The 23,448-nt window shown below is 70.4% G+C and carries 18 protein-coding genes; 8 read left to right on the forward strand and 10 right to left on the reverse strand.

Annotation, left to right across the window (positions count from 1 at the left end):
* The first annotated feature begins 31 nt into the window (after positions 1-31).
* Positions 32-1,384, forward strand: a complete 1,353-nt coding sequence (gabT, locus tag Pta02_RS04205; RefSeq protein WP_203873299.1) for a 4-aminobutyrate--2-oxoglutarate transaminase — start codon at positions 32-34, stop codon at positions 1,382-1,384.
* A gap of 158 nt (positions 1,385-1,542) precedes the next feature.
* Positions 1,543-1,809 carry a hypothetical protein gene (locus tag Pta02_RS04210; RefSeq protein ID WP_307837444.1) on the forward strand — a complete coding sequence of 89 codons (267 nt, stop codon included), beginning with the start codon at positions 1,543-1,545 and terminating at the stop codon, positions 1,807-1,809.
* A gap of 225 nt (positions 1,810-2,034) precedes the next feature.
* Here Pta02_RS04210 and Pta02_RS04215 read toward each other — a convergent pair whose 3' ends face one another.
* The 5 genes from Pta02_RS04215 to Pta02_RS04235 all read right to left on the reverse strand — a co-directional run bounded on the left by Pta02_RS04215 (position 2,035) and on the right by Pta02_RS04235 (position 9,270).
* On the reverse strand, positions 2,035-3,741 hold the full coding sequence (locus Pta02_RS04215; RefSeq protein ID WP_203873300.1) for an ABC transporter family substrate-binding protein: 1,707 nt from the start codon (positions 3,739-3,741) through the stop codon (positions 2,035-2,037).
* A gap of 22 nt (positions 3,742-3,763) precedes the next feature.
* Positions 3,764-5,839, reverse strand: coding sequence for an ABC transporter ATP-binding protein (locus Pta02_RS04220; RefSeq protein ID WP_203873301.1), 2,076 nt, complete (start codon positions 5,837-5,839; stop codon positions 3,764-3,766).
* Complete coding sequence (locus tag Pta02_RS04225) at positions 5,836-6,675, reverse strand: ABC transporter permease (protein WP_203873302.1); 840 nt, start codon at positions 6,673-6,675, stop codon at positions 5,836-5,838. Before Pta02_RS04225 ends, Pta02_RS04220 begins: the two co-directional genes overlap by 4 nt.
* Entirely contained in the window at positions 6,676-7,653 is a 978-nt protein-coding gene (locus Pta02_RS04230; protein ID WP_203873303.1) for an ABC transporter permease, read from the reverse strand.
* A 369-nt stretch (positions 7,654-8,022) separates the two neighbouring features.
* A complete protein-coding gene (locus Pta02_RS04235) occupies positions 8,023-9,270 on the reverse strand; it encodes a saccharopine dehydrogenase family protein (protein WP_203873304.1) in 1,248 nt (415 codons plus the stop codon).
* Positions 9,271-9,465: 195 nt separating this feature from the next.
* Between Pta02_RS04235 and Pta02_RS04240 the strand changes: the two genes are divergently transcribed.
* Both Pta02_RS04240 and Pta02_RS04245 read left to right on the forward strand, forming a co-directional pair.
* Positions 9,466-10,155, forward strand: coding sequence for a chemotaxis protein CheB (locus Pta02_RS04240; RefSeq protein ID WP_203873305.1), 690 nt, complete (start codon positions 9,466-9,468; stop codon positions 10,153-10,155).
* Between the two features lie 37 nt (positions 10,156-10,192).
* Positions 10,193-10,915, forward strand: a complete 723-nt coding sequence (locus Pta02_RS04245; protein WP_203873306.1) for a Crp/Fnr family transcriptional regulator — start codon at positions 10,193-10,195, stop codon at positions 10,913-10,915.
* A 136-nt stretch (positions 10,916-11,051) separates the two neighbouring features.
* Here the strand turns inward: Pta02_RS04245 and Pta02_RS04250 are convergent, their stop codons facing one another.
* From Pta02_RS04250 to Pta02_RS04265, 4 genes are all read right to left on the reverse strand, one after another.
* Positions 11,052-12,101, reverse strand: a complete 1,050-nt coding sequence (locus Pta02_RS04250; RefSeq protein ID WP_203873307.1) for a type 2 periplasmic-binding domain-containing protein — start codon at positions 12,099-12,101, stop codon at positions 11,052-11,054.
* A 517-nt stretch (positions 12,102-12,618) separates the two neighbouring features.
* Positions 12,619-14,121: a CoA-acylating methylmalonate-semialdehyde dehydrogenase gene (locus Pta02_RS04255; RefSeq protein WP_275423555.1), complete on the reverse strand. Its 1,503-nt coding sequence runs from the start codon at positions 14,119-14,121 to the stop codon at positions 12,619-12,621.
* Between the two features lie 19 nt (positions 14,122-14,140).
* The gene (locus Pta02_RS04260) at positions 14,141-15,439 is read right to left on the reverse strand and encodes an aspartate aminotransferase family protein (protein WP_203873309.1); all 1,299 of its coding nucleotides are present in this window, start codon (positions 15,437-15,439) and stop codon (positions 14,141-14,143) included.
* 209 nt (positions 15,440-15,648) lie between these two features.
* Positions 15,649-17,157, reverse strand: a complete 1,509-nt coding sequence (locus Pta02_RS04265; protein WP_239129500.1) for an MFS transporter — start codon at positions 17,155-17,157, stop codon at positions 15,649-15,651.
* Positions 17,158-17,248: 91 nt separating this feature from the next.
* Here Pta02_RS04265 and Pta02_RS04270 point away from each other — a divergent pair, with 91 nt between their 5' ends.
* Positions 17,249-18,049: a TetR/AcrR family transcriptional regulator C-terminal domain-containing protein gene (locus Pta02_RS04270; RefSeq protein WP_239129502.1), complete on the forward strand. Its 801-nt coding sequence runs from the start codon at positions 17,249-17,251 to the stop codon at positions 18,047-18,049.
* Positions 18,050-18,100: 51 nt separating this feature from the next.
* Positions 18,101-19,729: a PucR family transcriptional regulator gene (locus Pta02_RS04275; protein WP_203873312.1), complete on the forward strand. Its 1,629-nt coding sequence runs from the start codon at positions 18,101-18,103 to the stop codon at positions 19,727-19,729.
* Between the two features lie 50 nt (positions 19,730-19,779).
* On the opposite strand, the gene Pta02_RS04280 is transcribed toward Pta02_RS04275, so the two are convergent.
* Complete coding sequence (locus Pta02_RS04280) at positions 19,780-20,817, reverse strand: aldo/keto reductase (RefSeq protein WP_203873313.1); 1,038 nt, start codon at positions 20,815-20,817, stop codon at positions 19,780-19,782.
* 162 nt (positions 20,818-20,979) lie between these two features.
* On the opposite strand from Pta02_RS04280, the gene Pta02_RS04285 reads away from it, so the two are divergent.
* Entirely contained in the window at positions 20,980-21,585 is a 606-nt protein-coding gene (locus Pta02_RS04285) for a TetR/AcrR family transcriptional regulator (RefSeq protein WP_203873314.1), read from the forward strand.
* A 142-nt stretch (positions 21,586-21,727) separates the two neighbouring features.
* Positions 21,728-23,191 carry a phosphodiester glycosidase family protein gene (locus Pta02_RS04290; protein WP_203873315.1) on the forward strand — a complete coding sequence of 488 codons (1,464 nt, stop codon included), beginning with the start codon at positions 21,728-21,730 and terminating at the stop codon, positions 23,189-23,191.
* Positions 23,192-23,448: the final 257 nt, after the last annotated feature.

Raw genomic sequence — 23,448 nt, forward strand, 5'->3', positions numbered from 1 at the left:
CATCCCGGCACACCCGGCATACCGTCGCAGCATGAGCACCGTCACCCAGGGCGGCCCGTCGCTTCCGCAGGAGCGCCGCGTCGTCACCGAGATCCCCGGCCCGAAGTCCCGCGAGATGTTCGCCCGCAAGCAGGCAGCCGTCCCGCCGGGCATCGGCACCACCCTGCCGGTCTTCGTGACGCACGCCGGTGGCGGTGTCGTCGTCGACGCCGACGGCAACTCCCTGATCGACTTCGGCTCGGGCATCGCGGTGACCAACGTGGGCAACGCCGCCCCGCGCGTGGTCGAGCGGGTCCGGCGCCAGGTGGCGGACTTCACGCACACCTGCTTCATGATCACGCCGTACGAGTCGTACGTGCAGGTCGCCGAGAAGCTCAACGAGATCACCCCCGGCGACCACGAGAAGCGCACCTTCCTGCTCAACAGCGGCGCCGAGGCCGTGGAGAACGCGGTCAAGGTGGCCCGGCACGCCACCGGCCGCCAGGCGGTCGTCGTCTTCGACCACGGCTACCACGGCCGGACCCTGCTGACGATGTCGCTGACGGCCAAGAACATGCCGTACAAGCAGGGCTTCGGCCCGTTCGCGCCCGAGGTCTACCGGGTGCCGTTGGCCTACCCGTTCCGCTGGCCGTCGGGCCCGGAGAACTGCGCCGAGGAGGCCGCGGCCCAGGCGATCGACCAGATCAACAAGCAGGTCGGCGCCGAGAACGTGGCGGCGGTGCTGATCGAGCCGATCGCGGGCGAGGGCGGCTTCATCGAGCCGGCCAAGGGCTTCCTGCCGAGGATCGCCGAGTTCTGCAGGGCCAACGGGATCGTCTTCATCGCCGACGAGGTGCAGACCGGCTTCGCCCGCACCGGCGACCTGTTCGCGTGCGAGGACGAGGGCGTCGTCCCCGACATCATCGTCACCGCCAAGGGCATCGCGGGCGGCCTGCCGCTGGCGGCCGTCACCGGCCGCGCCGAGATCCTCGACAAGGTCCACGTCGGCGGCCTGGGCGGCACCTACGGCGGCAACCCGCTGGCCTGCGAGGCGGCGCTCGGCGTGCTGGAGACCATCGAGGCCGACGACCTGGTGGGCAGGGCCCGGCGCATCGGCGAGGTCATGCTCCCGCGCCTGCGCGCCATCGCGGACAAGAGCCCGATCGTGGGCGACGTGCGCGGCCGCGGCGCCATGATCGCCATCGAGCTGGTGGTCCCCGGCACCCGGGAGCCGCACCCCACGGCCGCGGGCGAGATCGCCAGGAGGTGCCACGCCGAGGGTCTGCTCGTGCTGACGGCCGGCACCTACGGCAACGTCCTGCGGTTCCTGCCGCCGCTGGTCATGCCCGACCACCTGCTGGAAGAGGGCCTGGCCATCCTGGAGAAGGTCGTCTCCGAGATCTGACGGTTTGAAGCCCGCTGGAAGGGGCACCCGGCTTGATGCCTGGTGCCCCTTTTGTCGTTCGACGAATCACACCCTGGCGGCGATTTAACCCTCGCTTGGGCTCCAGCAAATCGATCACCGGGGGTAGGAACGTTATAACGGTTGCGACAGGTGACAGAGTGAGCAGGAGGGGAGGCGTGGTGGACTGGAGGCCGACCAGAACGGTACGGACCATGATGATGTTCGACCCAGAAGGCCTGACCCGCGCCCAATGCGACGGTGACGCCTGCGTGGCCTGCCACAAGAGGTGGCCACGGCCCAGGATCAGGATCGGCCGCCTGCCCAACGAGGCGATCCTGTTCGCCTGCCCGGAGTGCGCGGACGCGCTGGTCCCCGAGCCCGTGGAGAACGTCCGCCCGTTCTCCCGCCGGGTCGCCTTCTCCTGAGGATTCTCCCGGGACGGACTTCCCGTCCGCTCCCGGAGCGCGCGGCCTTCCCGGCCTCCGAGGGCGTACGGCCCCGCTGAGGAAGGGACCGGGCGGGGCCGGGAAAAGGGCCGTGCCCTCCCCCGCCGGAACGGGGAAGGGCACGGAACCTCCGGGCTCACCGGACGGAGCCGGCCGCCCCGCGCAGGGTCCCCGCGCGGGGCTCACACCGGGGGCCGCCCGGGATTACTTGGTGAAACCGACGGCGGTCCAGTCCTTCGGGTCGGCGTAGCCGAAGGCGCCGTAGTTGGCCAGGTTCTTCTTGGCCGCGTAGATGCTCGGACGCTGGTACATCGGGATGGTGTGGACCAGGTCCCAGATCAGCTTGTCGGCCTGGTTGCCCAGGTCGATGGCCTTCTGCGGGTCCATCTCACCGGCCGCCTGCTCGATCAGGGTGTCCAGCTCGGGGGTGCCGACGCGCGGGAAGTTGCTGCCGTAGTTCTCGGCGCTCTCCGGCGTCTTGTAGATCTGCGGCAGGGCGCCGTTCGGGAACGGCGTGCCCAGCCAGGAGAACGGAACGATGTCGAAGTTGCCGGGGATGACGTAGTCGTCGAAGAACTTGTCGTCCGGGACCGGCTCGACGTTGACCTTGACGCCGATCTCCTTCAGCATCGCCTGGGTGAGCTCACCCTCCTGCTTGGAGACCGCCAGCGAGGCCGGGTAGGTGAAGCGGATGGCGAACTCCTTGCCGTCCTTCTTGCGGTACTCGCCCTCCTGCTTCCAGCCCGCGGCCTCCAGCAGCTGCTTGGCCTTCTCCGGGTTGTACTTGCCGACCTCGCCGGAGTTGTCCACGTAACCCTTGTGGGTGTTCATGTACAGGTGGTTGCCGAGCGTCTGGATCGGCCAGTCCATGTCCTTGAGGTCGGACGCGGCGATCGTCTCGCGGTTGATGCCCATGGCGACGGCCTGGCGGACCGACTTGTCCTTCAGCAGCTCGGCCGAGCCGTTGACGGTGAAGTGGCGCCAGTTCGGGGCCGCCGCCTTGCGGATGTCGACGTTCGGCACCTCCTTGGCCCGCTTGAGGTCGGAGGCGTTGGCCGGGATCTCGAAGGCGTCGATCTCGCCGTTGGCGAAGGCGTTCATCGTCGCGCCGTCCTCGATGGCGCGGAAGAGCACCTTGTCGAGCTTGGCCTTGCGGCCCCACCAGTTGTCGTCACGCACGAGGGTGACGGTCTTGGTGGTCTCGTCGAGCTTCTCGACCTTGAACGGGCCCGCGGTGACCGGGATCTTGCCGACCCAGCCCTTGTTGAAGGCCTCGGGGTCGGAGTTGGTGGAGGCCGGGTAGAGGGGCGAGAACATGCCCTTCCAGTCCGGGTAGTTCTTCTCGAAGGTCACCACGACGTCCTTGTCGGTGGCGCCCTTCTCCACCGACTTGACCCGGTCGTAACCGTCGGTCGAGGTGACCTGGTACTTCTTGTTGGAGCCGTTCAGGGCCTTCCACTGCGCCTGGAGGTCCTTGTAGGTGATCGGCGTCCCGTCCGACCAGGTGGCCTTCTCGTGGAGCTTGTAGGTGACGACCTGGACGCCGTCCTTGAGCTCCATGTTCCACTCGGTGACGTAGTCCGGGTGGTTGTTGACGTCGGCCTTGTCGTCGGCGATGCCCATGCTCGGCATGAGCGGCTCGATCACCTGGTCGGTGTTGTCGTGGGTGCCGTTGACCTGGTTGTAGTTCCAGTTGGCCTGCCATGAGCTGGTGGCCAGGGTCACGGTGCCGCCGTCGGCGACCTGCTCGTAGGCGACGGGGTTGATGGTGCTGCTGGGAAGCTGCGCCGCGGCCTCCTTGGCGGCCTCGGACGAGGCGGCCTTGGGCTTGTCGGCGGCGCCGCCGCCACAGGCGGTGAGGGCCATGGCCAGGAGCGCGGCTCCGGCGGTGGCCTTGTAGCCAACCTTCACGTGTTCCTCCAACACAGGGATTTCACACACCCGGGGCCGCGACGGCCTCGGTGTTCTCGGGGTAGTGGCAGGCGGCGCCGTGGTCTCCGGCGGGCGCGAGCCGTATCACGGCGGGTTCCGCCTCGTCGCACTTGCGCGCCTCGGCCTCGCCCAGCAGGGCGCGCTTGGGGCAGCGGGTGCGGAAGCGACAGCCCGACGGGGGGTCTGCGGGGCTGGGCAGGTCGCCCTTGAGCAGGATGCGCGTCCGGGAGCGCTCCAGCTCGGGGTCCGGCAGCGGGATCGCCGACAGCAGCGCCCGGGTGTAGGGGTGCGCGGGCGCGCCGTACACCTCGTCCACCGCGCCGATCTCGGCGATCTTGCCGAGATACATGACGGCGACCCGGTCGGCGATGTGCCGCACCACCGACAGGTCGTGCGCGACGAACAGATAGGACAGCCCCAGCCTGACCTTCAGGTCCTCCAGCAGGTTGATCACACCCGCCTGGATGGAGACGTCCAGCGCCGAGACCGGCTCGTCCAGCACGATCAGCTTCGGCTCCAGCGCCAGGGCGCGGGCGATGCCGATGCGCTGGCGCTGGCCGCCGGAGAAGTGCTGGGGATAGCGCTCGGCGTGCTCGGGCGCCAGGCCGACCAGGGTGAGCAGTTCGGCGATCCTGGCCTGGATGGCCTTGGCGTCCTTGTAGCCGTGCGCGCGCAGCGGCTCGGCGAGGATGTCGCCGACCGGCATGCGCGGGTCGAGTGCGGCCATCGGGTCCTGGAAGACGATCTGCAGGTCCCTGCGGAGCCCCTTGCGCTCGGCCTTGGCGAGCTTGGCGCTGTCCTTGCCGAGCACCACGACCGTGCCGCCCTCCGGCGCCTGCAGCTGCATGATCTGCTGGAGCGTGGTGGTCTTGCCGCAGCCCGACTCGCCGACCAGGGCCAGCGTCTCGCCCTGGGCGATGTCGAAGCTGATGCCGTCCACCGCGTACACGGTGCCGACCCGGCGCTTGAAGACCGCGCCCTTCATGAGCGGGTAGTGCCGGACCAGGTCCTCCACCTTCAGCACGGTCTCCCGCTCGGCGCGCGGCCTGCGCTCCTCCTTCTGCGCGGGGGCCTCCGGGACCGGGTAGACGGTCGCGCCGTCCAGGCCCTTGAGGTCGATCTCGTGCGAGCGGATGCAGGCCGACATGCGCCCGCCGGTGCCGATCCGCTCCAGCTCGGGCTCGGCGTCGTCGCACGCGTCGACCTTGAGCGGGCAGCGCGGCGCGAACGGGCAGCCCGGCGGGAGCGCCGCGGGCGAGGGCGGGTTGCCCTCGATCGGGATCAGCCGCTCGGTCGGGCGGTCCATGCGCGGGATCGAGGCGAGCAGGCCCATGGTGTACGGCTGCCGCGGGCGGTAGTAGATCTCGTCCACGGTGCCCGTCTCGACGGGCTTGCCGGCGTACATCACCAGCACCCGGTCGGCCAGGCCCGCCACGACGCCCAGGTCGTGGGTGATCATCACGATCCCGGCGCCGGTCTCCCGCTGGGCGGTCTTGAGCACCTCCAGGACCTGGGCCTGGATGGTGACGTCGAGCGCGGTGGTCGGCTCGTCGCAGATCAGCACGTCGGGATCGTTGGCGATGGCCATGGCGATCATCGCGCGCTGGCGCATGCCGCCGGAGAACTCGTGCGGGAACGCCTTGGCCCGCACGTCCGGGCGCGGGATGCCGACCAGGTCCAGCAGCTCGACCGCCCGCTCGGCCGCCTTGTCCCTGCCGACCTTCTGGTGGATCCGCACCGCCTCGGCGATCTGGTCGCCGATGGTGTAGACGGGGGTGAAGGCCGACAGCGGATCCTGGAAGATCATGCTGACGCTCTTGCCGCGCAGCCGCGTGAGGTCCTCCTCCCGCGCGCCGATCAGCTCCTTGCCGTGCAGCCGGACCGAACCGGTGACCTCGGCCCCCTCGGGGAGCAGGCCCATCACCGCCAGCGAGGTCACGGACTTGCCGGAGCCGGACTCGCCGACGATGCCGAGGACCTCGCCCCGGCCGAGCCGGTAGCTGACCCCCCGCACGGCCTTGATGCCGCCGCGGAAGGTGACGTTGAGGTCGTCGACCTCGAGGATGGGCTCGTTCACTTGTTGCTCCCCGGGTCGAGCGCGTCGCGCAGGCCGTCGCCGATGAGGTTGATGCTGAGCACCAGGAGCACCAGGAGACCGGCCGGGAAGAGGAACAGCCACGGGTAACCGGTGACCTTGCCGCTTCCCGCGGCGATCAGCGTGCCCAGCGAGACGTCGGGCGGCTGGATGCCGAACCCGAAGAACGAGAGCGCGGCCTCGCCGATGATCGCCCCGCTGACGTTGATGGTCGCGTCGATGATCAGCAGCGAGGAGAGGTTCGGCACGATGTGCCGGAGGATGATCTTCCAGCCGGGGATGCCCATGTACCGGGCGGCCAGCACGAATTCACGTTCCCGCAGCGAGAGCGTCATGCTCCGGACCACCCGGGAGGTGATCATCCAGGAGAAGACCGCGAGCAGGACGACGAACCAGAGCCAGGAGGCGCCCTTGAGCCTCGGCGAGACGATCGCGATGATCAGGAAGCTGGGCAGCACGAGCAGCAGGTCCGCGCCCCACATCAGGACCCGGTCCACCCAGCCGCCGAAGTAGCCGGCGGCGGCGCCGACCAGGGCGGCCAGGCCGGTGGAGAACAGGGCGACGAGGAAGCCGATGATGATCGACTTCTGCATCCCGCGCAGCGTGACCGCGTAGACGTCCTGGCCGATCTGGGTGGTGCCCCACCAGTGGTCGGCGGAGGGCGGGGACAGGAAGGACATGAAGTCCTTGTCGGTCCAGTCGTAGGGACCGAAGAACGGGCCGACGTAGGCCAGCGCCAGCAGCAGGACCAGCGCGATCAGGCCGTAACGGGCCTGGGGGTTCCGCACCAGGCGGGCGAGGGTCACCTTGGAACGCATCTAGCTCACCCGCACCCGGGGGTCGAGGGCCGCCACGATCAGGTCCGAGAGGAAACCGGCCACCAGGACGCAGGCGGCGGTGAAGAGGCTCACCGCGGCGACCGCGTTGACGTCGTTGCTCTGGATCGAGTCGACCAGCCAGGCGCCCATGCCGTGCCAGCCGAAGATCTTCTCGGTGAAGGTCGCGCCGGTCAGCAGCGTGCCGAACGCGAAGGCGAAGTAGGTCGCCGCGGGGATCAGCGAGGTCCGCAACGCGTGCTTGAACAGCGCGCTCCGGCGGCTGAGTCCCTTGGCCCGGGCGGTGCGGACGAAGTCCTGGCCCAGCACGTCGAGCATCATGTTCCGCTGGATGCGGCTGTAGAAGGCGATCTGCCCGAGAGCGAGGGAGATCGTCGGCAGGATCAGGTGGTTGAGCCGGTTGGTGAACTGGTCCCAGCCGCTCAGCGCCGGGTTGTACTCACCGGTGTACTCCAGGAGCGTGAACCCGAGTGTGTCGTTGATCCCGACCGCCACCAGGGTGAGCATCGTCGCGAGGACGAAGACGGGGATCGCCATGATGACGAAGGCGCTCACCCCGATCACCCGGTCGCTGAGCCGGTACTGCTTGACCGCGGCGTAGCCGCCGACGGTGACGCCGACGGCGGAGCCGACGAGCGTGCCGATGAGCAGCAGCCGCAGGCTGACGCCGACCCGGCGGCCCATCTCCTCGTTGATGGACTTGCCGTCCCAGGTCTCGCCCAGGTCGCCGGTGACGACCCCGGAGACCCAGGTGACGTACCGCTCGAAGACCGGCGTCTTGTCGTTGAGGTTGTAGTCGTCCAGCGTCGCGTCGACGACGGCCTCCGCCACCGGCGGCTGCTTGCCCTCATACTTGGCGCGCGGGTTGAGGCTGGTCGCGGCGAGGAAGTAGGCCATGCTCGCGGCGATCGCCACCAGCAGGACATTGCTGACCAGCCGCTTCAGCAGGTAGGCGCCCATCGTCCTCCCCTCGTTTATCACCGAGAGCTCGAGGGGCAACGTGGCTCACCCATATCCGAGCACGCCAAAACCCCAATAAACGCATGATTGATCCCGTTTATTACGGTTTAATCCGGGATGCTCGAAACGATACCTGTGAGCAAGGTAAAGATAGGACGTCTCGTGTAACGATCAGGCGTAACAGTGTCCGGATTCTGTAACACAAGGGGTTTCCCGGACGATGTGACGTTCGACACCTGATCGACAGCAGCGTAGACATCGGTTGTCCCTGTACACCGAAGGGCGGTGACCAGGAACCCCTGGTCACCGCCCTTCGGCGTCGGTCCGCGGGGCCGGTTCCGCCGGCCGGCCGCGCTCAGATGTCAGGTGTCAGGCGGACAGCAGCACCTCGCCCGGCTCCTCGTGCGCCGCGGGCGTCTGGTCGCGCATGCCCCACGGCGAGCCGTACTCGTTCAGCAGGTTCAGGAACGGCACCGAGTCGAAGGCCTCCGGTCCCAGCACGCCCGTGCCCGACCAGACGCCGGAGGCCAGCAGCTCCAGCGCGACCACCGGGTGCACCGCCGTCTGCCAGACCACCGCCTGGGAGCCGTACTCGCGCATGGACCACTCGTTGTCGACCACGTGGTACAGGTAGACCTCGCGCGGCGACCCGTCCTTGCCGACGCCCTTCACCCAGGTCCCGGCGCAGGTCTTGCCGCGCATCCGGTCGCCGAGCGTGGCCGGGTCGGGCAGCCTGGCGGCGACCACGTCACGCGGGGAGGTCTCGACGCCGCCCACCCGGACCTTCTCCGCGCTGTCCAGGCCGAGTTTGCGCAGCGTCTTCAGGACGCCGATGAACTCCTCGCCGAGGCCGTACTTGAACGTCACCCGCTTGGCGTCGATCCAGCGCGGGACCAGCAGGACCTCCTCGTGCTCGACGTTCACGCACTCGACCGGGCCGATCCCCTCGGGGAAGTCGAACACCTCCGGTTCGCTGAACGGCTCGGTGGTGTACCACCGGCCGTCCTCCCAGACCACCGGCGGGTTCAGGCACTCCTCGATGGTCGTCCAGATGGAGAAGGTCGGGGCGAAGTCGTATCCCTCCACCACCAGGTTCGACCCGTCGCGGATGCCGATCTCCTCGATGCTCTCGAAGAGGTGGTCGGCGGCGTAACGCGCGAACACGTCGGCCAGACCCGGCTCCACACCCATGCCGACCAGCGCCAGCTTCCCGGATTCGCGCCACGCGCCGTCGAGCGCGAACTGCTCGTCGCCCAGCTTGACCCCGGGCAGTTCGTACGGCCGGCCGGGGTGGGGGCGCGACAGGGACATCGCCATGTCCAGGTAGTGGGCGCCGCGGTTCAGGGCGGCGCGGAACAGCGGCATGGTGAAGCGCGGATCGACGGCGTTGAAGAGCACGTCGCAACGGTGCTCGGCGAGGGCGGCCTCGACCGCCCCCTGGTCGGAGGCGTCCAGTGCGACGGCGCTGAAGCGCGGGTCTCCGATCTTGGCCACCACCTCGGCGGCGCGGCTCTGTTTATAGTCCGCCACCACGATGTGTTCGAAGAAATCTCGGCGGGCGGCGATGGGAACGACGGCGGAGCCGACGCCGCCGGCTCCCACAAGAAGGATTCTCATGGCGGGACTCTATCCACTGACTGACTGACCAGCCAATAGCGGAGTGAGGATTTTCTGCACCGAGTTCGGATCGGGTTCGGACCGTGACCTCGCAGGTGGGGGATCACGGCCGGGGAGAGAGCCGGAGCCGCCGCGTCTCCGGAAGATCAGCCGAGTCTCCCGCCTTTGTACGGTGGCGTACTCTAAAGTGTGAGTGTGTCCGCTACCGTACAGAGCACGGCGGCCGAACGCGCCTTCGACATGGTCTGCCTCACCGCGTCGCTGGGCGGGGTGTTCGCCTACGGCCGGCTGCTGTCGGCGCTGCCTCCCTCCTTCCCGGCCGCGATCGTGCTGGTCCAGCACCGTTCGGCCGAACTGCCCGACAACTTCCCCACCGTGCTGAACCGGCACTCGGCGTTGCCGGTGGTGGCGCTGGCCGACGGGCACGTCCCGGCGGCGGGCACGGTGCACGTGGTCCCGGCCGGGCAGGAGACGGTCTTCGGTCCCGACGGGGCGGTCACTCTGCGGCCCAAGAAGGGACACCGGCTGGCCGATGCGATGTTCACCTCGGCGGCGGCGCTGCACGGCCCCCGGCTGATCGCCGGGGTGCTGTCCGGGCGCCTGGACGACGGCACCGCCGGGGTGCGCCACGTCAAAGGCGCAGGCGGCAGGGTGCTGGCCCAGGACGAGTCGACGTGCCAAGCTCATGCCTACCAGATGCCCGCCTCGGCGATAGCCACGGGCTGCGTCGACTTCGTCCTGCCCCTGCCCGTGCTGGCCGACGCGATCACCGCACTGGTCATGGCTCCCGGGGCGGCGTCGATGATGCGCACGGCGCTGCCGCCCTGGGCGCAGGCCGTCCCCCCTCGGACCGGCACGCCGATGGTGTCCGCCGAGACCGGTTGAGGCTATCCGTGGCACAGGGCACGAGGTGGAGGCAGCGGTGACAACCGAGGCGGACATGCGCGGCAACCGGGTCCTGGCGGCCGTGCCCCGGCCCGAACTGGACCGCCTGGCCGAGCATCTGGAGCCTGTGACGCTGAAAGTCGGCGACATGCTCTACGAGATCGGCGGAAGCGTGCCCCATGTGTACTTCCCGCTGACCGCGGTACTGTCCCTGATCACCGACGTCGGCAACGGGCACGGGCACTTCGTGGAGGTGGCCACCGTCGGGGACGAGGGCCTGGCCGGACTCCCGGTCTTCCTCGGCGCCGGGCCGCCCAGCGAGCGCGCCACCGTGCAGATCGCCGGCTCGGCCCTGCGGATCGGCGCCGAGCAGTTCCGCCACGACGTCGTCGTCCTGGACGGCGGGTTGCAGACCGCCATCCAGCGCTACGTCCAGGCCATGTTCACCATGATGGCCCGCAACGCCGCCTGCAACCGCGCCCACAACATCCGCCAGCGCTGCGCCCGCTGGCTGCTGATGACCGCCGACCGGGTGCACAGCGACTCCTTCAGCCTCACCCAGGAGTTCCTGGCCCAGATGCTGGGAGTGCGCCGCGCCTCGGTCAGCGAGGTCGCCACCGCCCTGGCCGCCGACGGATGCATCCGCTACAGCCGCGGCACCATCGACGTCACCGACCACGAACGGCTGCAGGAGCACGCCTGCTCCTGCTATGCGGTGATCCGTGACGCCTTCGCCGTCGCCTACGAGGGACTGGGCTGAGGGGAGATCGCAAGCCGGGGCGATCGCGAGTGGGGCGCCCCGGGGTCGGGGGAGCGCCCGAAGCGCCCCGGCAGGCGACGTCCAGCGGGGGGACGGACGCGCCCGCAGCTCTCACGTCCGGACCGGGGGTCGCCGGCTAGCTCACCAGCTTCTTCCAGCGGTTCACCCAGTCGTCGTAATCAGTGCATTCCCCATCTTGTCCCCCGCAATCCCGTGACGGGCGAACGGCGAAGAAGACGCGGTCGAGCCACTTGTCGTCCCCCAGGTGGTGGCGGTCGCAGATGGGACGGGCATGGCCGGTGCAGCCCTCCGGATTCGCCGGAGCCAGCCCCGTCCAGGCCGAGGCCCGCTGCTGCGTCCGCTCCGAGACGACCCAGTTGAGCCACTTGTAGGCGCAGTTCGGGCTGGCGGGCTCGGCGGCGAGCATCCAGGAGTCGGCCCAGCCGGTCGTCTCCGCCGCCTCGACCGCGCGCACCGGCCGGCCCGCGCGCTCAAAGAGGTCCTCGTGGTACGGCCACGCCTGGGCCAGGCGCACCGAGCCGCCGGCCACGGCCCTGATCACCTCGACGGGGTCGCTCCAGTAGATCCGGCCGGGCCCGTCCTGGGCGGCCAGCAGTTTCTCCGCGGCGTCGAGCTGGGCCGGGGTGAGCCGGAACGGGTCGCCGATCCCCAGGGCCGGCTGGGTCCTCTTGAGCACCAGCGCGGCGTCGGCGATGCTCAGCGGGCTGTTCCTGATCGCCGCCGGGCCCGTCGCGTAGAGGCCCGCGGGGCCGTCGTCGCCGTCTCGCGGGCCGATGATCCGGTTGATCCCCCACAGGTACGGGATGCCGTAGACCCGATCGCCCCGCCGCAGGGCGGGAAGCTCGCGCAGCCTCTCCGGGATGTCCCCGTAGCCCTCGATGAGGGAGGTGTCGACCGGCGCCACGCTCCCCCGGGCCGTCAGCAGCCCGGCCAGCTCCGGGGAGGGCGAGACGACGTCGTAGGCGTTCGCGGCGAACTTGGCCGCCATCTCCTCGCTCGTGGTGACCCGGTCGAGCGTCGCGACCCGGCATCCGGTCTCGCTCTCGAAGGGCGCCACCCAGTTGGCCCTGGAGCTCATCCCGCCGTACTCGACGTGACCGACGAAGGTGAGCACCCGCAACGTGCCCTCGGAGGCGCCGATGGACGCCGAGGGGGTGGGACTCACGGCCGGGCTCGCGGTCGGGCTCGCCGTCGAGTTCGCAGTCGAGTTCGCAGTCGAGTTCGCAGTCGCGGTCAGGCCCGGGCTCGCGCTGGAGGACGGGCTCGCCGCGGGACCCGGGCTCGTCCCGGCGTTCGCGCCCGCGCTCAGGACCGGGCTCGCGCTCGTCCCCGCGCCCGGGGTCGCACTCGCGCCGGGTACGGGCCCGGCGCTATCGGCCCCCGCAGCGGTGCAGGCCGCGAGGGCGAGGACGCCCGCTCCCGCAACCGCCGCCAGCCGCGCACGACCGAGCCTGTTCCTGCGCACGCAAACCCCCTCGGAACACCTCCGCCGACATCCGCCTCCCGGAGCCTACCGGCCTTTCGGCGGCCCGGCGGGCGGAGCGGGCCGGCCCCGCGGCACCGGAGGCGGCCCGCGGTGCGGGGAACCGCGGGCCGCCTCCCCGCACCGCGGGGCCGGCCCGCTCCCGGGCCTACTTGTTGGTGGGGCCTACTTGTTCGTGGGGCCTACTTGTTCGTGGGGCCTACTTGTTCGTGGGGAACCCGAGGTTGACCCCGCCGTGGCTCGGGTCGAGCCAGCGCGAGGTGACGACCTTGCCCCGGGTGTAGAAGTGCACCCCCTCGGTCCCGTGCACGTGGGTGTCCCCGAACAGGGAGGCCTTCCAGCCGCCGAAGCTGTAGAAGGCCATCGGCACCGGGATCGGCACGTTGATGCCGACCATGCCGACCTCCACCTCGTTCTGGAAGCGCCGGGCGGCGCCGCCGTCGTTGGTGAAGATCGCGGTGCCGTTGCCGTACTCGCCGCCGTTGATCAGCGCCAGGCCCTCCTCGTAGGAGGAGACCCGCACGACCGACAGCACCGGGCCGAAGATCTCCTCGGTGTGCACCTGCGAGCCGGGGCGGACGTGGTCGAGCACGGTGGGCCCGAGCCAGAAGCCGGGGGTCTCGGCCGCCGTGGTGCCGCCCAGGACCGGGGTGGCACGCCCGTCTACGACGATCTTGAAACCCTCGTCGAGGTCGAGGTAGGAGGCGACCTTGTCGCGGTGGGCGCCGGTGACCAGCGGGCCCATCTCGGACTTCGGATCGTCGCCGGGGCCGACGACGAGCTTCTCCACCCGCTCGACGATCTTGCTGACGAGCTCGTCGCCGACCGGGTCCACCGCCAGCACGACGGAGATCGCCATGCAGCGCTCCCCCGCCGAGCCGAAGCCCGCCGAGACGGCCGAGTCCGCGACCAGGTCGAGATCGGCGTCGGGCAGCACCAGCATGTGGTTCTTGGCCCCGCCCAGCGCCTGGACCCGCTTGCCGTGCGAGGTGCCGGTCTCGTACACGTACTTGGCGATGGGGGTCGAGCCGACGAACGAGACCGCCCTGACGTCCGGGTGCTCCAGCAGCCGGTCCACGGCCTCCTTGTCGCCCTGGACGACGTTGAAGATCCCGTCGGGCAGCCCCGCCTCCTTCCAGAGCCGGGCCATCAGCAGCGAGGCCGAGGGGTCCCGCTCGGACGGCTTGAGGATGAAGGCGTTGCCGCAGGCGATCGCGACGGGGAACATCCACATCGGGACCATGGCGGGGAAGTTGAACGGGGTGATCCCGGCCACCACGCCCAGCGGCTGGCGGATCGAGTAGGAGTCCACCCGGGTGGAGACGCCCTCGGAGAAACCGCCCTTGAGCAGGTGCGGGATGCCGCAGGCGAACTCCACGACCTCCAGGCCGCGGGCGACCTCGCCCAGCGCGTCGGAGTGGACCTTGCCGTGCTCGGAGCTGATCAGCGCGGCGAGCTCGTCGCGGTGGGCGACCAGCAGCTCGCGGAAGCGGAACAGCACCTGCGCCCGCTTGACCAGCGAGGCGTCCCGCCAAGCGGGCCAGGCGGCCACGGCGGCGGCCACGGCTGCGTCCACCTCTGCGGCCGAGGCCAGGTGGACCCTCCCGCCGACCTCCCCCGTCGCCGGGTTGAAGATCTCAGCGGTGCGGTCCTGCCCCGCGACGGGGGTTCCGTTGATCCAGTGGGTGACGTTCTTCACGATGTGTACTCCTCGGCGCCTGTCAGGCGGCGACTTCGGCGTTGAGGACTTCGAGCGCGTTGACGATGATGCCCAGGCCCTCGGCGGCCTCCTCGGTCGTCAGCGTGAGCGGCGGCGCCATGCGCAGCACGTTGCCGTGCAGGCCGCCCTTGCCGGCGAGCAGGCCGGCCTTCTTCGTCTCCTCCATGAACCGGGCCGCCAGCGCCGGCGAGGGCGCGCCGGTGGCGGGGTCGACCAGCTCGACGGCGAACATCAGGCCCTTGCCGCGCACGTCGCCGACGACCGGCAGGCGGGTCGCGGCCTCGCGGAGCCCGTCGATGATCAGCGTGCCGGTGCGGGCCGCGTTGGCCTGCAGGTCGTGGCTGAGCACGTAGTCCAGGGTGGCGTTGGCGGCGGCCATGGAGATCGGGTTGCCGCCGAAGGTGGCCAGGCCGGTGGCGTGCAGGCCGTCCATCAGGTCGCCCCGCGCCACGACGCCGCCGACCGCGAAGCCGTTGCCCAGGCCCTTGGCGAAGGTCATCATGTCCGGCGTGACGCCGTGGTTGCCGATGCCGAAGAAGGCCGAGCCGGTACGGCCCCAGCCGGTCTGCACCTCGTCGGAGATGAACAGGATGCCCTGCTCGTCCAGGACCTCCTTGTAGGCGGCGAACAGGCCGTCGGGCGCCATGGTGAACCCGCCCACGCCCTGGATCGGCTCGGCGATCAGTGCGGCGACGTCGCCGCCGACCGCGGTGGACAGCACGTGGCGCAGGTCCTCGACGCAGACCTTGATGTAGTCGGCGTCCGACATCCCGCGGAACTGCGACAGGTGCCGGTCGGCACCGTGCAGGAAGTGCACGTTCAGCGGCGAGAGCGAGTTGTTCTTCCAGGAGCGGTTGCTGGTCACGCCGAGCGCGCCGAAGCTGCGGCCGTGGTAGCTCTGCCGCATGGCCAGCACCTGGTCGGTCTTGCGCGCGTAGGTGGTCAGCAGCAGGGCCGTCTCGTTGGCCTCGGTCCCGGAGTTGGTGAAGAACACCTTCGCGTTCTCGATCCCGGAGAGCTCGGCGATCTTCTCGGCCAGCTCGATCTGGCCGCGCAGGAGATAGACGGTGGAGGTGTGCACGACACCGGTGGCGATCTGCCGCTCGACGGCCTCGCGCACCTCGGGCACGTCGTACCCGATCATGTTGGTCAGGATGCCCGCGAAGAAGTCCAGGTAGCTCTTGCCCGAGGCGTCGACGACCCGGTTGCCCTTGCCGCCGACGATCTCGATGGGCTCGTTGTAGTAGAGGGCCACCCAGTTGGGCATGACCGCCCGGTGGCGCGCAAGAAGGTCCGACATGCATTGAGTATCCCGGTTCGACACCTCCGGTCCTACCGCCAGAGTGTCGGGGAAAAGACCCCGAACCCGTCATGATGTCAACCCTGTGACGTGCCGTTCCCTTACGGTCCACACCCTGTTCCCGTACGGCCCGCGTCCCGCTCCGGTACGGCCCGCGTCCCCGTGGAGGCGGCGCGGGCCGTACCCGATCTCCGGGAATCCGGCGCCCTTCAGGAACCGGCCGGGCGCCCCGCCTCGGCGAGGCCGGGCTCCGCGGCCGCGGGGGGCTTCGGCAGGGGACGGATCACCGCCAGCGCCAGGGCCACGGCGGCCAGGCAGAAGGCGACGCCGACCCAGGAGCCGAACGACATGGCCGAGACGAACGCCCGGTCGGCGGTCTCCATCACGGCCGGGTCGCCCAGTTGCGCCGCCCCGGCGATCGAGTCGCGGGCGGCTGCGGGCGCGTCCGCGGGCATCGAGGAGGTGTAGACCCCGGCGAGCACGCTGCCGAGCACCGCGACGCTCAGCGCCATGCCGACCTGCTGGACGGTGTCGTTGAGCGCCGAGCCGACGCCCGCGTGCGCCGGCGGGACCGCACCCATCAGCGTCGTGTAGGCCGCAGGTCCCGCGAGACCGCCGCCGATCCCCATGACCATGAGGCCGGTGATCAGCATGCCGTACCCGCTCTCGGCCGTCATGAGGGCGAGCACCCCGAAACCGATCGCCATGACGCCCAGACCCGCGGCCATGAGCGTGCGGTTGCTCACCTTCTGCCCCAGGCCCGCGCCGACCGCGTTGAACAGCGCGGCCGCCACCGCGTACGGCAGCAGCGCGAGCCCGGCCTTCATCGGGTCGTAGCCCAGCACGAACTGCAGGTACTGGGTGAGCATCAGCAGCAGCGCGCCGGTGCCGAACGACAGCAGCACGATGGAGAACGAGGCGCCGCTGAAGTTGCGGTCGCGGAAGAGCTCCAGCGGCAGCATCGGGTGTTCGGCGCGGCGCTCCCAGAGCACGAAGGCGCCCAGCGCCAGCACGGCCAGGGCCGCGGCGGCCAGCACGGAGGGAGCGGTCCAGCCCTCGGCGGGGACGGAGATGACCACGAAGACCAGCGCGCTCATGCCCGCCACGGACAGCAGGACGCCGATCGGGTCGAGCCGCCGGCCCGGGCCGCGCGACTCGGGCATCAGCAGGATCGCCGCCGCGATGGCCACGAGCGCGACGGGCACGTTGATCAGGAAGACGGAGGACCACCCGTAGTGGTCCAGCAGGAAGCCGCCCAGGGTGGGCCCGGCGATCACGCCGACCATCGCCACCGCGCTCCACGCCGCGATGGCCTTGCGGCGCTCGCCGTCGTCGAAGACGGTGACCAGGATCGACAGGGTGCTCGGCATGAGGACGGAACCGCCCACGCCCATCAGCGCCCGCACCGCGATCAGGTGCCACGGCTCGGTGACCAGCGGGGCCAGCGCCGAGGCCCCGCCGAACAGCACCAGGCCGATGACCAGGAAGCGGCGGCGGCCGTACCGGTCGGAGAGGCTGCCCGCGGTGAGCAGGAGTCCCGCGAAGACCAGGACGTAGGCGTCGATGATCCACTGGATGTCCGCGGGGCTCGCGCCGAGTTCGGTCATCAGGGACGGGATGGCCAGGTTCAGGACGGTGTTGTCCACGACCAGGACCAGCAGGCTCAGGCACAGGACGCCGAGGATCCACCAGCGCCGCGGATCCCGCTCGTCTCGCACATCGTTCGATTCGACTCGTACAGTGTTCGATGTCACTCGCACAGCGTACGATGGAAATCGAACAGTGTGCGAGTGGATTTATGCTGGAACCGTGAAAGAGCCCTTCAGCTCGGTGTGGACCCGCGAGGGCCGGCCCGCCAAGAGCCCCGGCCTGAGCCGCGACCAGATCGTGCGCGCGGCCATGGAGATCCTGGACGCCGAGGGGGTGGACGCGCTGAGCATGCGCCGCCTGGGCGCCAAGCTCGGCTCCGGCGCCACCAGCCTCTACTGGCACATCGCGCACAAGGACGAGCTGATGGAGCTCGTCATGGACGAGGTCTACGGCAAGGTCGACCTCCCCGACCCGGAGGTGACCAGCTGGGAGGACATGGCCTCGATCCTCGCGTACGGCCTGCGCGCGGCGTTCGTCGGGCACCCGTGGGTGATCCCGCTCGTCGGGACCATGCCGTCCCTCGGCCCCAACGCGATGCGCATGTCCTCCCTGATGCTGAGGGCCTTCGAGCGGGCGGGCTTCACGAGCCCGCCGCTGGACTACGCGGTCTCCACGCTGCTGGCCTTCGTCCTCGGCTGGACCGGGCCCGAGCTCGCCTGGCGGTCCACCCTCGCCAATTCGGGGATGAGCGGTGAGGAACTGGACGCGGCCATGATGAAGACGGTGCGCCAGGCCGCCCGGAACCACCCGGACATACTCGAACGCTTCGACGACTACCGGGTGAAGGACCCCGACGTCGTCCGGGCGATCGCCTTCGACTTCGGCCTGACCTGCCTGCTGGACGGGCTGCGGGTACGGCTGGCCGAGTGCCGGGACAGGGCGGGTGCCGGCATCCCGGATACCGCTTCGGATGCCGCCTCCGGCGTCACCTCGGACACCGACCGGGCGCCGCGAACATAATGTAAGACATCGGGCCATCACACATACACTTTGATCGGCTATTCTCGGTGGGTGCTCCCCACCGTCGCCGACGTCCTCGCCCTGGACACCGTCCGCCGCGGCAACCCCCGCGTCGTGGCGGGAGCCGACCGGCTGGACACCCGGGTGCGCTGGGTCCACGTCGGCGAGGTCACCGACATCGCCCACCTGCTGCGCGGCGGCGAGCTGGTGCTCACCACCGGCATCGCCCTGCCCGACGACCCCGACAAGCTGGCGAGCTATATCGCCGAACTGGCCTCCGTCGGGGCGTCCGGCCTGATCGTGGAGCTGGGCCGCAAGTTCGTCAGGGAGCTGCCCCGCTCGGTGGTCACCGCCGCCGAGGAGCACGGCCTGCCGCTGGTCACGCTGGCCCGCGAGACCCCGTTCGTGCAGATCACCGAGTCGGTGCACGCCCGGATCATCGACCGGCAGCTGGAGGAGCTGCGCGCCTCCGAGCAGCTCCACGAGGTCTTCACCGAGCTGTCGGTCGAGGGCGCCTCCCCGGCCGAGGTCCTCAGCCAGGTCGCGCGCCTGTCCGGCCGCCCCGTGCTGCTGGAGAACCTCGCCCACCAGGTGCTCGCCTGCGAGACGGTCGGCAGGGACACCGGCACGCTGCTGGCCAGCTGGGAGACCCGATCACGCGCGGTGGCGCCCGGCCAGCGCACCGCCTACGACGCCTCCTCCGGCTGGCTGGTCACCATGGTCGGCGCCCGCGGTCAGGACTGGGGCCGGCTGATCCTGCTGTGCGACACCGATCCCAGCCCCCGGGACATCGTCCTCGCCGAGCGCGCCGCGACCACGCTGGCCCTGGGCCGCCTGCTGGAGCGCCACCAGGAGTCGCTGGAGCGCCAGGCCCACGGCACGATCATCACCGGCATCCTCACCCACGCCTACGCCGATCCCGACGAGGCGGCGGCCCGCGCCCGCGCGGTCGGCGTGCCGCTCACCGGCCGCAAACTGATCAGCGCGGTGCTCCGCCTGGCCGACTCGCCCGACGGTCAGCCCGACAGCCAGGAGCAGCTCGCCAGGCTCGGCGAGCTGGCCGACGCCACCGCCGCCGCCTGCCGCGAGGCGCGGATGGCCGCCCTGGTCGGCGCGCTGGACCAGAACCGCGTCGGCGTCCTGCTCCCCCTGCCTCCCCGGGTCCTCGCCGAGCCTGCCCTGAGCACCCTGTCCGAGCGCCTGCGCGCCGCCTTCACCACCCCGTTCGTGCTCGCCGCCGGCTCGGTGGTCGAGTCCGTCCGCGACGTACGGCGCAGCTTCCTGGAGGCCGAGCAGGTCGCCGACGTCGCCGTCCGGCAGCCCGACGGCCGGGCCTTCTACCGCCTGCCCGACCTGCGCCTGCGCGGCCTGCTCCATCTGCTGCGCGACGACGCCCGGCTGCAGACCTTCGCCGAGCGCGAGCTCAGCCCGCTGCTGGCCCACGACGCCCAGCGCGGCGGCGACCTGACCCGGATCCTGCGCATCTATCTCGACGCCGGCCGCAACAAGGCCGTCGCCGCGCAGAAGGCCCACCTGTCCCGGCCCGCCTTCTACGACCGGCTCCGCCGCCTGGAGCGCATCCTCGACACCGATCTCGACGACGTCGAGTCCTGCCTCTCCCTGCACGTCGCCCTGCTGGCGCTGGAGTCCTTCCGGCGGGACGTCCCCCGCTCCTCCTGACGACCTGTTGGAACGTCCCAGAACACCGCCGGGATCCCGGCGCCGCGCGCTCAGGATCGGACGCGCTCCCGGATGCTCCCCGGCGGCATCCCGTTGACGGGAGTGAGCGCGGCGGACCGGGAGACCTCGTCGAGCCGCTCGGCCGCCTCGGCCGGGAGGTCGAGGGCGAAGCCCGCCAAGGTGCCGTGGAGCTGTTCCACCGTACGGGGCCCGATGACGACGGAGGTGACACCGGGCCGCCGCCGTACCCACGCGATGGCCACGGCCGTGGAGGTGGTGCCGAGCTCCGCCGCCACCCTGCCGACCTCGTCGGCGATGCCGAGGGCCCGCTCGTGCAGCAGGCCGTCGGCCCAGGCCCGGGCCATCGGCGCCGGGGAGGCCATCAGCCGTCCCATCCTGCTGTCGGCTGCGGGGGCGACGCCCCGGGCGTAGCGGCCGGTGAGCACACCGCCGGCCAGCGGCGACCAGACCATGGCGCCCAGACCGTGACGCTCGCAGGCCGGCAGGATCTCGGCCTCGACGTCGCGGACCACCAGCGAGTACTGCGGCTGGAGACTGGTGAACGCGGTGACGCCGAGGCGCTCGGCGGCCCAGGCGGACTCCACGATCTGGCTCGCGGTGAAGTTCGAGCAGCCGATGTAGCGGACCTTCCCGGCCCGGACGAAACCATCCAGAGTGGCCAGGGTCTCCTCGATCGGGGTGCCGTGGTCCCACTGGTGGCACTGGTAGAGGTCGATGTAGTCGGTGCCGAGCCGGCGCAGGCTCGCCTCCAGCGCCCTGGTCAGGTGCGCCCGTGACAGCCCGCGGTCGTTGGGTCCCGGCCCCTGCGGCAGGAACGCCTTGGTGGCGAGGACGACGGAATCCCGCCTGCGGCCGATGGCCCGGCCGAGGATCTCCTCGGACCGGCCGCCGGTGTAGGCGTCGGCGGTGTCGAAGAAAGTGTGCCCCGCCTCCAGGAAGGCGTCCACGATGCGCCCGGCCTCGGACTCGTCACAGCTCGCCACCCCTCCGGAGGTGCCGAAGTTCATCGCTCCCAGGCAGGCGCGGGAGACCTTGAGACCCGAGCGGCCCAGGGTCGGATAGTCCATCGGTGATGCCTCCCGGTCGGATTTTCAGCGGAACACTTGTTCCGCTTGGAACATACGGAACACTTGTTCCGCTTGTCAACGCCCCCGGGGGTCGCCGCCGGCGAACACTCGTTACCCTCAGACCTGCCGCCCGCGAGCTCGTCATCCGAAGGAAGGCCCGTCATGACAGGCGATGCCAAGCCACTGCGCGCCGACGCCCTGCGCAACCGGGCCCGCGTACTGGAGGCGGCGGAGCTGATCCTGGCCCGTGACGGGCTGTCGGCCTCGATGCGGGCGATCGCCCAGGAGGCCGGGGTCGGGCTCGGCACGATCTACCGGCACTTCCCCACCCGGGAGGCCCTCCACCAGGCCATCATCGCCGACCGCATGCGACGGCTCATCGACGAGGGCGAGGAGCTTCGCACCGCGGCCGATCCCGGCGCGGCCTTCCTGCGGTTCTTCACCCTCGTCGTCGACAGCGCCAAGCGGAAGAAGATCCTGGCCGACGCGCTCGCCCAGGCCGGAGTCGATCCGAAGGACGGCCTGTCGGACGTCCGGCGCGACATGCGGCACGCCATCGAGAGCCTGCTCACCCGCGCCCAGCGGTCCGGCGCGATCCGCGAGGACCTCCGGATGCCGGAACTCCTGGCACTGCTCAGCGCGACCTGCGTCGCCGCCGAACGCAGTGACTGGTCACCCGACCTGCAGGATCGCACTCTCCGCCTGCTTTTCGACGCCTTCCTCCCTGGTCCTCGCCGTCATTTGCCGCCATGTACCGATACGCCGTAATGGACAACCGATAAGATGATTCGTTTTTGGGCGATGTGTTAGGCCGTTTCTTGCATTTCGCCCCCATTCATCGGTGGATCCCGGCAGCATGGTTCACCGACGTTCGGCCACCGGATTTGACCACTGACGGGGAGAGATACATATGTCACGACGCCTTGCCGCCGGGCTTTCGGTCACGGCGCTCATGCTCACGGCGATTCCGGCCGAGGCGGAGCAGGCGAGTGTCGGATTTCCGGGATCGGCGTTCCCGCTCGGTGAGCGCGGCATGCCGACCAAGAACCAGCGCACGGTGGCTCCCGGTGTCGAGCTTTTCAACGTGATGCACGGCAAGTCCACGCAGGGGTGGACGGTGTCGGTACTGATGCCCAACGGGCACGACAACGGCCCGTTGCCCACCGCCCAGGCCAGGGCCGAGGCCGTGGAGGCCGCCGGGTTCACCCCCAGCGTGCTGAAGATCGTGCAGCCCGCCGCGGCGGACGCCCCCGCCGTCGAGCGCTACATGGTCCGGGTGGGACTGTGGACGTTCAAGCAGCGCGCCAAGGCCGACAAGGTGGTCAAGGAGCTCAAGGAGTTCGACATCCGGGCCAAGACCGACTATCTCGGTGACGACGGCGACATGACCACCGGCCCCTGGGACATGCGCGTGGTCATGGTGGACCCCAAGGCCTTCCGGGGTTCCTACCGGACCAGCGTCGGCACCAGCGTCGCCGAGCGCGAGACCACCAGCTCCATGTCCAAGCAGGTCAAGGCCCTCGCCGGGGTCAACGGGGGATTCTTCAACATCCACACCCCCAAGGCGCTCCAGGGCGACCCCGTGGGCGTGTCGGTGGTGGGCGGCAAGCTCCTCAGTGAGGCCGTCCCCGGTCGCAGCGGTCTGGTCATCACCGGCCGCAAGGCCCGCATCACCGAGTTGCAGACCACGGTCATCGCGGTCTCCTCCACCGGTGCGAAGGTGGAGGTCAAGGGCATCAACCGGGCCGCCGCCGCCGAGGAGCTCGTGCTCTACACCGAGGAGTTCGGCGCCAAGACCGCCGCGGACGGCGGCGCCGAGGTCGTGGTCGACGCCCGGGGCCGGATCGTCAACGCCCGCGCCGCCGGCGGCACCGTGCCCAAGGGCCACTACGTGCTCCACGGCACCGGCGTCTTCGCCGACTGGCTGTACGAGCACGCCGCCGAGGGCGGGCTGATGAAGGTCAGCAACAAGGTCGTCGACCTCCGCACCCGCCGGGCCATCCCCCTGACCCCGCAGACCTACGTGATGGGCGGCGGTGTCGGGCTGGTCAGGAACGGCCGCGTCCGGATCACGGCGGCGGCCGACGGGCACGCCTCGGTCAACATGATGCTCCGCCGCCACCCGCGCACGATGGTCGGCGTCACCAAGTCGGGCGGGCTGATCCTGGTCACGGTCGACGGCCGCAACCCGGGCGTCTCCGTCGGCGCCTCCATGGTGGAGGCCGCCCAGGTCATGCGCTGGCTGGGCGCCAAGCAGGCCATCAACTTCGACGGCGGCGGCTCGACCGCGATGGTGATCCGCCACAAGGTCATCAACCGCCCCTCCGACGGCCGCGAGCGCACCGTGGGCGACGGCCTGTTCATCGTCCCCTGACCCTGTCTTCTGGGCTCTCCGGGTTCCGGGTTCTCTGGATTCCGGGATTCTCTGGCCCGTTCGCCGTCCCCTCACCTCTCGTGAGGGGACGGCTCATGACAGGCCCTCACGTGGAAGAGGCGCTATCCGGGTGCTGGAACCCGGCGGTGCCGGAACCCGGCCCGATGAGAAAGGGGCCGTCCCGCCCGGGACGACCCCTCGAACCTTCCCCCTGGAAATGCACGTCCCCCTGGAAACGCACGAACCCCCCGGAAACG

The organism is Paraplanobispora takensis, assembly GCF_016863195.1.
Lineage (GTDB): Bacteria > Actinomycetota > Actinomycetes > Streptosporangiales > Streptosporangiaceae > Planobispora > Planobispora takensis.

Coding starts and splice junctions, on each gene's coding strand:
- gabT (WP_203873299.1), top strand. CDS start 32: ATGAGCACCGTCACCCAGGGCGGCCCGTCGCTTCCGCAGGAGCGCCGC.
- Pta02_RS04225 (WP_203873302.1), bottom strand. CDS start 6,675: ATGCGTTCCAAGGTGACCCTCGCCCGCCTGGTGCGGAACCCCCAGGCC.
- Pta02_RS04230 (WP_203873303.1), bottom strand. CDS start 7,653: ATGGGCGCCTACCTGCTGAAGCGGCTGGTCAGCAATGTCCTGCTGGTG.
- Pta02_RS04235 (WP_203873304.1), bottom strand. CDS start 9,270: ATGAGAATCCTTCTTGTGGGAGCCGGCGGCGTCGGCTCCGCCGTCGTT.
- Pta02_RS04260 (WP_203873309.1), bottom strand. CDS start 15,439: ATGTCGGACCTTCTTGCGCGCCACCGGGCGGTCATGCCCAACTGGGTG.
- Pta02_RS04280 (WP_203873313.1), bottom strand. CDS start 20,817: ATGGACTATCCGACCCTGGGCCGCTCGGGTCTCAAGGTCTCCCGCGCC.
- Pta02_RS04285 (WP_203873314.1), top strand. CDS start 20,980: ATGACAGGCGATGCCAAGCCACTGCGCGCCGACGCCCTGCGCAACCGG.
- Pta02_RS04290 (WP_203873315.1), top strand. CDS start 21,728: ATGTCACGACGCCTTGCCGCCGGGCTTTCGGTCACGGCGCTCATGCTC.